At 57.9% G+C, this 8,985-nt stretch carries 10 protein-coding genes, 1 tRNA gene and 1 pseudogene; 1 reads left to right on the top strand and 11 read right to left on the bottom strand.

Going from position 1 to position 8,985, the window contains the following annotated elements; all coding sequences use genetic code 11:
* Together ACUTJJ_RS07240 and ACUTJJ_RS07235 are read right to left on the bottom strand one after the other, a co-directional pair.
* Positions 1-299: pseudogene (locus ACUTJJ_RS07240) on the bottom strand (UDP-N-acetylglucosamine 1-carboxyvinyltransferase); the annotation flags it as partial.
* Positions 300-401: 102 nt separating this feature from the next.
* Positions 402-668, bottom strand: coding sequence for a hypothetical protein (locus ACUTJJ_RS07235; RefSeq protein ID WP_445541769.1), 267 nt, complete (start codon positions 666-668; stop codon positions 402-404).
* Between the two features lie 155 nt (positions 669-823).
* On the opposite strand from ACUTJJ_RS07235, the gene ACUTJJ_RS07230 reads away from it, so the two are divergent.
* Positions 824-898, top strand: a tRNA-Thr gene (locus ACUTJJ_RS07230).
* Positions 899-1,084: 186 nt separating this feature from the next.
* On the opposite strand, the gene ACUTJJ_RS07225 is transcribed toward ACUTJJ_RS07230, so the two are convergent.
* The 9 genes from ACUTJJ_RS07225 to flgA all read right to left on the bottom strand — a co-directional run bounded on the left by ACUTJJ_RS07225 (position 1,085) and on the right by flgA (position 8,985).
* The gene (locus ACUTJJ_RS07225) at positions 1,085-2,026 is read right to left on the bottom strand and encodes a flagellin N-terminal helical domain-containing protein (protein ID WP_445541768.1); all 942 of its coding nucleotides are present in this window, start codon (positions 2,024-2,026) and stop codon (positions 1,085-1,087) included.
* Positions 2,027-2,267: 241 nt separating this feature from the next.
* Complete coding sequence (locus ACUTJJ_RS07220) at positions 2,268-3,227, bottom strand: flagellin N-terminal helical domain-containing protein (RefSeq protein WP_445541767.1); 960 nt, start codon at positions 3,225-3,227, stop codon at positions 2,268-2,270.
* Positions 3,228-3,632: 405 nt separating this feature from the next.
* On the bottom strand, positions 3,633-4,493 hold the full coding sequence (locus ACUTJJ_RS07215; RefSeq protein ID WP_445541766.1) for a flagellin N-terminal helical domain-containing protein: 861 nt from the start codon (positions 4,491-4,493) through the stop codon (positions 3,633-3,635).
* A gap of 373 nt (positions 4,494-4,866) precedes the next feature.
* Complete coding sequence (fliP, locus tag ACUTJJ_RS07210) at positions 4,867-5,604, bottom strand: flagellar type III secretion system pore protein FliP (RefSeq protein ID WP_063949693.1); 738 nt, start codon at positions 5,602-5,604, stop codon at positions 4,867-4,869.
* Positions 5,601-6,101, bottom strand: coding sequence for a flagellar basal body-associated FliL family protein (locus tag ACUTJJ_RS07205; protein ID WP_445541765.1), 501 nt, complete (start codon positions 6,099-6,101; stop codon positions 5,601-5,603). Before ACUTJJ_RS07205 ends, fliP begins: the two co-directional genes overlap by 4 nt.
* A 28-nt stretch (positions 6,102-6,129) precedes the next feature.
* Positions 6,130-6,849: a flagellar basal body L-ring protein FlgH gene (flgH, locus tag ACUTJJ_RS07200; RefSeq protein WP_063949695.1), complete on the bottom strand. Its 720-nt coding sequence runs from the start codon at positions 6,847-6,849 to the stop codon at positions 6,130-6,132.
* The gene (locus ACUTJJ_RS07195) at positions 6,846-7,382 is read right to left on the bottom strand and encodes a MotE family protein (RefSeq protein WP_063949696.1); all 537 of its coding nucleotides are present in this window, start codon (positions 7,380-7,382) and stop codon (positions 6,846-6,848) included. Before ACUTJJ_RS07195 ends, flgH begins: the two co-directional genes overlap by 4 nt.
* Positions 7,379-8,500 (bottom strand): flagellar basal body P-ring protein FlgI, encoded by a 1,122-nt coding sequence (locus tag ACUTJJ_RS07190; protein WP_144575863.1) that lies wholly within the window; start codon positions 8,498-8,500, stop codon positions 7,379-7,381. Before ACUTJJ_RS07190 ends, ACUTJJ_RS07195 begins: the two co-directional genes overlap by 4 nt.
* Positions 8,497-8,985: a flagellar basal body P-ring formation chaperone FlgA gene (gene flgA, locus ACUTJJ_RS07185; RefSeq protein ID WP_209085388.1), complete on the bottom strand. Its 489-nt coding sequence runs from the start codon at positions 8,983-8,985 to the stop codon at positions 8,497-8,499. Before flgA ends, ACUTJJ_RS07190 begins: the two co-directional genes overlap by 4 nt.

Raw genomic sequence — 8,985 nt, 5'->3', positions numbered from 1 at the left:
TTGGAGACCAGCTCATAGGGAGCTGTCGTATCGACAATGGTGCGGCAGGTGAAATGTACGGTGCGGGAATAGGCTTCGCCCTGGCTTTCGCGGCGGCCGTTAACCGAGATATCGACGCCGTGATTTCCGAGAATGCGGATCAGCTGCTCCACGTCCGCCAGATGCGGGACGTTTTCGAGCGTCAACGTATCGCTTGTCAGAAGCGATGCGATCATCAACGGCAGGGCCGCGTTCTTGGCGCCGGAGATGGGAATGATGCCGTTGAGCGTATTGCCACCCGTAATTCTGATGCGATCCATGCGTCCCTACGGGCCTTTGCCCGCCTTTCTTATCCTGCCTTGTGGAAAGGCGTGTCCATAGACCAGTTTCCACGGCGTTTCAATTTATGCTGGTTGAATTGTCTATGAAGATGATTCGTCCGTTTTTGCGGCAGGCAGGCCAACCGTGTGGTCTTCCTCGCCCGCGCGGCGCGCGCGAACCTGCTGTTTGCGCTTCAGGAGATTTTCCCGCAGCTTCTTCGCCGCCCGCGCCTTCCGCTCCGCCTCCCGTTGCCGCGCCTTTTCGCCGGGCCCCGCCTGGGCCTTGCCATCGGCCGGCGCTGCAGAGGCGTCGTCAGAAGCGCCACGGGAAACGGTGGCCGTTGCCTGTTTGTCATGATGGTCGTTCATAGAGTGAGCAATATCTGAAAAATGCATTTTTCAACAGGGGGCACGCTTTTTTGCCCTGCTGGATGAAGAATATCGTTTTGCGACTTGCGCTCGTCAAAAACCTATGGCAATAGGCCGCCACGCTTGATGCTGAAGCAAATGCTTCGGCACCGGATGCTGCTATAGCTCAGGGGTAGAGCACTCCCTTGGTAAGGGAGAGGCCGAGAGTTCAAATCTCTCTAGCAGCACCATTCTCTCCGAAAAATCAAATACTTATTTTGGTTGTTAAGCTGATCGGCCAAATCGTGGACGCATGCGCGTATCGGTCGATCGTCAGCAAAAGGAAAACCGCGCCCCTTGCGAAGCGCGGTTTCCATATCCGAATATTCTGTTGCTGCCAGAGCGGGACGAAACCGCCCGTAGCCATCGGGCGCCGCTTACTGACGGAATAGCGACAGAATATTTTCGGAACTGGTGTTGGCAATGGAGAGCGACTGGATGCCCAGCTGCTGCTGTGTCTGAAGAGCCTTGAGCTTTGTGGATTCTTCGTTCATGTCAGCATCAACGAGACGGCCAATGCCCTTGTCGATGGAGTCGGTCAGCTTCGAGACGAAGTCTTCCTGAAGGCCAATGCGCATTTTGATCGAGCCGAGGGCGGCGGACGCGCTGCTGATCGACTGAAATGCGGTTTCAACATCGGTCAGAAGATTACCGATGGTGTAAGTCGGTGGTGTTGCCGCGTTGAACAGCTTGAGATCGATATCCCAAATGGAAATGCCGGAGGCCGTGCCGGGCTGGCCGATGATGCCCTTCGTCGTATCAAGCGTCGCGGGAGTGCCTGTCAGGCCGAAAAGCACATTGGCGGTCGTCGTGCCGGCGGTGGTGTCGACCAGCGTGTAGTCGGTTTTCGTCACGCTGACGGTGCCGCCCGCGGTGCGCACGAAGCCGGAAACGACGGTCTTTGCGCCAGTGCCCAGCAACCAGTTTTCGCCGCTGAAGGATGCGCCCTGGGCAATCGATTCGAGCTGCTTCTTCAGCTGATCGATTTCTTCCTGGATCTTCGTCTTGTCGACACCTTCTTCGGTTGCCGCGACGATCTTGGACTTGATCTCCTTGACGACTTCGACGGTGCTTTCCATTGCAGAATAGGCAACATCGACCTTGGCGGCGCCAAGTCCGAGCGCGTCCTGAACAGCGGAGAGCGCCATGTTGTCGGAACGCATGGTTGTTGCGATCGACCAATAGGCGGCGTTATCGGAGGCCGACTTTACCCGCAGGCCGGAAGACACTCTGGATTGGGTTTCTTCGAGCTGGCTGCTGATGCCGCGCAACGTCTGAAGAGCCGACATGGCGGCGATGTTTGTAAGAATACTTGTCATAATTGCCCCTCTGAGCTGGCTAAAAGGAAGGGACATTCCGGGATCGCCGGAAACGACAGCGCGGCGTGATGCCTGTTAACCTCTTTTTCGTCTTGGTTAACGAGTCGTTTCGATGCGCTGATTTAGCCGTGATTTGGTTAATGAACTCTTAATCAAAAAATCGCGTGAATTTCGCAGGCGCGCGCACAAACAAAAACCGCGCCTTTCGGCGCGGTTGATTTTTTTCGATCGAAGCTTCCGATTAACGGAACAGCGTCAGGATGCTCTGCGAGTCGCTGTTAGCGATAGACAGGGCCTGAACGCCGAGCTGCTGCTGGGTTTGCAGGGCCTTGAGGCGGGTGGACTCTTCGTTCATGTCGGCGTCTACGAGGCGGCCAACACCCTTGGTGATGGAGTCCGACAGCTTGGAAGCGAAGTCTTCCTGTAGACCGATGCGCATGGACAGCGAGCCGAGCTTTGCTTCCGCGCTCGTCATTGCCTTCAACGCACTTTCGACCATTGTCAGAGCTTCGGCCATGTTGGTAGCACGGTTTGCTGCTGTGAATGAATTGAGGTCCAGAGTATAGACGGACTGATCGGTAACGGTTGCCCCGGTAATTGTGCTGGTTGTACCGAGAATACCTGCATTGCCAGGAGCTCCGGTGGCGGCATCGATTGAATCAAATAGAACATTGCCGGCAGCAGTGGTGTCGAGAGCGTATTTCGTCGTGGTTACGCTGACAGTGCCACCGGAAGCGCGAACGAAGCCAGAAACAACGGACTTATCCGGGGCGGCCGCTGTACCGGTCGCTACGCCGACCAGCCAATTTTCACCGTAGAAGGAAGCGCCTTGCGCAATCGATACCAACTGCTTCTGCAGCTGGCTGATTTCTTCCTGAACCTTGGAGCGGTCGACGCCTTCTTCGGTCGCCGTAACCAGCTTTGCCTTGATTTCCTTGACGACGTCGATTGCAGCGTTCATGCCGGCAGAAGCGGTGTCAACCTTGGCGGCGCCGAGGCCGAGCGCGTCGGAAACAGCGGAAAGCGCCATGTTGTCGGAGCGCATGGTGGTCGCGATGGACCAGTAGGCAGCGTTGTCAGAAGCGTCGCCAACGCGAAGGCCGGAGGAAACGTGTGCCTGGGTGGTTTCCATGTTCTGGCCGATAGAGCGCAGGGTCTGGAGCGCAGACATTGCTGCGACATTCGTGATAATGCTCGTCATAGTAGTGTGCCCCTTGAATGGCTGATTAAAGAAGGGACATTCCGGTTTCACCGGGAACGGTGCGCAGCATCATGCTTGCTAACTGGCTGATTTTAAACGTTAGCTCACCGTTTCGATGAGCATTAGGTAACGCGGGTTTGGTTAATGAATCGATAAACGGCAAAAGAAATTCAGCAGCAGCAATAATTAAAATGCAACTCTTGCGCGCGCACGCGCGTAACCTCAAATGTTTAAAAAAAAGATAAGGCCGCACCCGTTTCAGGATGCGGCCTCATGCATGTATCGGGTCCGGTTCAGCCTTCCGGACCTTTATGCCTTCTATCTCATCTGCGTTCGGTCAGCCCCCGATTGGCTCTGAGAAGAAATCTGTCCCCCAGCCCCCAAGGGCTATGAGAAGCGTGGCTCTTAACGGAAGAGCGACAGGATGCTCTGCGAGTCGCTATTGGCGATCGAGAGAGCCTGGATTGCCAGCTGCTGCTGCGTCTGCAGAGCCTTCAGCTTGGTGGACTCTTCGTTCATGTCGGCGTCGACCAGACGACCAATGCCCTTTTCGAGAGCATCACCCAGCTTGTCGGCGAAGCTCTGCTGCAGGTCGATGCGAGCAGAGATCGAACCAAGGTTGGATGCAGATGTCTGCATTGCCTTGAGAGCCGTTTCCACGGTGGTCAGGTCGGCGGCAAGGTCGGTGGACGTCGAAACGTTGATCGCGATGGTGCCGGTCAGCAGGCCACCCGTGCCGGCGCCCGTTGCCGGGTCGACGCTGGCGAAAAGCGGAGTGGTGGTGTAGGTCGCGGTCGTCACCTTTACGCCGGTCGCGTCGCGGACGAAGCCCGAGACGACAGTCTTGTCACCGGCGGCACCGACCAACCAGTTTTCGCCGTTGAAGGACGCGCCGTTGGCAACGCTTGCCAGCTGAAGGTTCAGCTGGTTCAGTTCTTCCTGAACCTTTGCCTTGTCAACGCCCTGTTCGGTGGCGGTAACGAGCTTGCTCTTGATTTCGGTGACGACCTTGATTGCGGCATCCATGCCGGCATAAGCCGTATCGACCTTTGCGGCGCCGAGGCCAAGAGCGTCCTGGGCAGCGCTAATAGCGCCCTTATCCGAACGCATGGTCGTTGCGATGGACCAGTAAGCGGCGTTGTCCTTGGCGGCGCCGACGCGCATGCCCGTGGAAATGCGATCCTGCGTCGTGGACATGTCGCTGGAGATGGAGCGCAGCGTCTGGAGAGCGGACATCGCCGAAGCGTTAGTGAGAATGCTTGCCATAATAAATGTGTCCCTTTGTTTTTACGAGATACTGGAGTGGGGACATACCGGGCTTTGTATTACCGGTCGCAACGTTTCGGCTTCATGCCACTCGGTTCAGAAATACTCAGTTTCAGAAACCAAACCCGCTGCGTGTGATTGGAATTTCGCAGCGAAAAATTGCCCAATTATTAATTTGAGTGTCCAGAAATAGTGGAGTGTACTTATGGTTACTACTGGATTTATTGAATTGGTAAATTTTTGATCCAGATCTATAGTTACCACTCGCTTAGCAAAAATGGTAAACAAAGGCTCAAAACGCGAAAACCCCGCGGCCGTGGGCACGCGGGGTTAAAAAACAGGGTTAACGGGTGTCAAACCGGCACAGGCGTCGTCAGTTGAACGATCTGACGAGACTGCCGACAAGCAGGTTCCAGCCGTCGATCAGCACGAAGAAAAGAATCTTGAACGGCAGGGAGATGGAGGTGGGCGGCAGCATCATCATACCCATGGCCATGGTGATGGTCGCGACGATGAGGTCAATGACCAGGAATGGCAGGATGATGAGGAAACCGATCTCGAAACCGCGCCGGATCTCCGACAGCATGAAGGCCGGAACCAGCACGCGATAATCGACGACGTTGTCGGTCATCACGTCCTGGCCGCGTTCGCGCGCGATATCGACGAAGAGCTTCAAATCCTTGTCACGCGTGTTGGCGTTCATGAAGGTACGGAAGGGCTCGGCAATACGCTGCACGGCCTGCTGCTCGTTGATCTGGTTCTGCAACAGCGGCTGCACGCCATCCGTCCAGGCTTTATCGAAGGTGGGCGACATGACGTAGAAGGTCATGAACATCGCCATCGACAGCAGAATCATGTTTGACGGGGTCGATGCCAGCCCCATGCCGGAGCGCAGGATCGAGAAGGCGATCACGAAGCGCGGAAAGCTCGTGACCATGATCAGGATGCCCGGAGCAATCGACAGAACCGTCAGAAGGCCGAAAGTGCGGATAATCCATGCCGCGACCGAACCGTCCACCTGTGTATTAAACAGCTCGGACGGAAATTGCTGGGCACTGGCAAGGCCCGGCAAGGCGAGGAGGACGGCGATGGTTACAAGAAATCGAATCATTCGATGACAAAGGTCCGGAACATGACCTTGGATACGCGCCCTTGAGAGCGCAGGTCAACTCGTTCCTGGATGTCATCCTTAAGATATTGAAAGCCGCGCGGGCCTTCCAGCTGCTGAAGGGAAACGGTGCGCACATAGGCCAGGATATCCTGATGGATATCCTCCGCCAGCGCTACTTCCACCGGCCCCTTGAACATCAGCGCCACTTCCAGCCGCACCCAGTTGGTCGCGGGATAGGCAAGATTGGTGGTGATGGGATCGAGCTGGACAATGCCGTTCGCCTCGGCGGCGATTTTCTCGATCCCTTCGCCCTTCGTCTCCCCGTGGCCGCCGGCGGTGGCAGACGCATGCGCCTGCGCGCCCGCAATCTTCGGGGCAATCATCCCGCCCACAAGCCAGCCGCCGCCCGCACCCAGAACGGTGAGGATCGCAAGGCCAGCGATGGTCATGACCATCGAGGAGGATTTTTTCTTACCCTCTGCCTGTTCGTTTTCCATGCGTCAGTCCCGTTCCCGTGTGCCGGCGTCAGAGTGGCGAGAACAGGTCGACGACCTGCTGCCCGACCGGAGGCTGCTGCACTTCCGTCAAACGGCCACGGCCGCCGTAGGAGATGCGCGCTTCGGCGATGCGCTCGTAGGAGATCATGTTCTGCGCATCGACATCCTGCGGCCGTACGATACCGCCCACGTTCAGGATGCGGATTTCGTGGTTCACACGCACTTCCTGGGAGCCGCTGATGATGAGGTTGCCGTTTTCAAGAATGCCTGTCACGACGGCGGCGACGAGCAGCGTCAGCTTTTCGGAGCGCTTGGTCTTGCCCTTGGCTTGCGTGTCGGTGTCTGAACCGTACTTGATGCTGGAATCCGCCTGCGGGTTCCAGCCGAATATTTCCGCCTTTGCCTTCCAGTTCAGACCACTCGCATTGGTGCGGTTCCGCTCGGTTTCGTTGTCGAAATCGGCCTTGTCGTTGATCTGGATGTTGACGGTCAGGATGTCGCCGATGTTCAGCGCCCGCAGGTCCTTGAAGAGCGCGCCCTGGCTGTCGCTCCAAAGCGAATAGCCGCTCGCCATGTGTTTCGGCTGCTTGGGATACATGCCCATCTGCGGAGTCTGGCTGAATTGCAGGCCGCTGCCGATCGGACTCATCGCGGGTGCGTTACCGATTTCTTTCAGGGTCTGGTTATTCTGGCAGCCGGCGAGCAGGGCAAGCGGCAGGAGGAGGGCCGGAAGACGACGCGTGCTCATGAGGGATCCTTCGAAGTGTTTTTATCGATCGCCTGCGACATGATGCCAGCGACGGTGGCGGCCTTCTGTGCGTCCATCTCGCTGAGAATGAGACCGGACTGACGCGGCGGCAGCTGCATGATGATGGCGGCCGCAATTTCCACATGCATCTTTTCGAGCTGCGGTGCTGCGGCGTCCGCCTTCATCGTCTTATAAATGTCGACGAGATTGCTTTTTGCCTGGTTGAGGAAGTGCTCGCGACGCGCCAGCCAGTCCTCATATTCGGCCTTGCGGTTTTCCAGCACGGCGATGCGCTCGTTGACGTCGGACTGGAGCTTTTCAAGCTCCTGCTTCTGCATCAGGTAACGCTGGTCGCGGGCCGCATCGGCGATGTTGGTGCAGAATTTCTGGATTTCGTCCTGCGTGCTGAGTTCCGAGACCACATTCTGCTGGCTCTCGGCACCGGCAGCAGGCAGCAGGAAAAGCAGCGACGCCACCGCTGCAAAGCGGACGAGGCCATTCGAAAATACGTTTCTCTTCTGAGCGTCCATCATTGCAGCACGAGCTCCGCCTGAAGGGCGCCGGCGGATTTGATGCCTTGCAGGATGGCGATGATACCATCCGCCTTGAGCCCGATGCTGTTGAGACCGGCAACCAGCGTGCGAAGATCGGGACCTTCGACGATGGCGACCTTGCTGCCTTCCTGCATGGCCATGATATCCGTCTGGGGCTGAACGGCGGTCTGGCCGCGCGAGAAGGGCGCGGGCTGAATGACCTGCGGCGATTCCGTCACCTGGACAGTCAGCGTTCCATAGCTGACGGCGACACGGGAGATGCGCACATCCGCGCCGATAACGATGGTGCCGGTACGTTCGTTGATCACGACCTTGGCGGGCGTATCGGTCTCTACCGTCAGATTTTCGATTTCCGCCATCAGTCGCGTCAGGTCGGCGGTGCGCGGCTTCTGCACCGCGATTTCCTGCGAATCCCGCGGTTCGGCAATTCCATCGCCGTAACGGGCGCGGGCAAAGGCGTTGACTACATCGGCGACCCGCACTGCCGTTGAAAAATCCGGGTTGCGCAGCTGCAGGACCAGATTGACCGAATCCTTGAACTTCGATGGCAGCTCGCGCTCGATGATCGCGCCATTCGGCACGCGGGCGGACGTGGTGACGCCCTGCGTCAGCGTTGCTGCATCGCCCTGGGCTGAAAAGCCGTTAACGATCAGCGCTCCCTGCGCGACCGCGTAAATCTGCCCGTCCGCGCCGGAAAGCGACGTCATGATGAGGTTTCCGCCACGCAACGAAGAGGCGTCGCCGAGCGAACTCACTGTCACGTCGACGCGGCTGCCTGGGCTGGCGAAGGGTGGCAGATTGGCCGTCACCATTACGGCTGCGATGTTCTTTGCGTTCGACTGCCCGCCCTGTGTCGTAATGCCGAGATTTTGCAGCATCGCGCGCATGGACTGTTCGGTAAACGGCGAGGAACGCAGGCTGTCGCCGGTGCCCTGCAGGCCGACCACGAGACCATAGCCGATCAGCTGGTTGTCACGCCCCGCCTGCAGCGATGCGATATCCTTGATGCGGGAGGTGTCGGCCTGGGCTGGTGGCGTCGAGAGGAATGGCTGTGCCGAAAACAGGATGGCCGCAGCGAGGATACGAAGCACTTTCATTTCGCCATCACCTGAATGGTTCCGTCCTTCATGACCGTGCCGCTGACCATCACGCCGGAATCGATGTTGCGTACCCTGACGACTTCGCCGAGCGAGCCGTCTGTCATCGGCGTTCCCGAGGCCATCAGGGTCATGTTGCCGATGGTGAAGACGAGTTTGACGCTGGTGCCGCGCGTAACCAGCGAGGGTTCGCGCAGGGCGGCAACGGGAATCGTCCGTCCGGGAAGCAGGGTCTGCTTGGAGATCATGCCCTCGACTTCGCTGATGTCGCTCGCGTAACCTGAGGAAATATTGGGATTGGTCACTTCAACTGGCTTCACCTGATCGGACGAAATTGTCTCGCCCGGATAGATGGTCCGCGTTGGAACCAGTGCCATCGGCGCCTGTGCGAGGGCAGGGGCCAGGGCCCCCAGCGAAAAGGCAGACGCCAGACACATACGGACGAGCGCCGTTCTGTAACTGTTATTGTTCCGGCCAAACCTCAT

The sequence above is a fragment of the Agrobacterium sp. DKPNP3 genome, assembly GCF_052686535.1.
The sequence above is the reverse complement of the archived record's forward strand: the minus strand, read 5'-3'. Positions and strand labels throughout refer to the sequence as shown.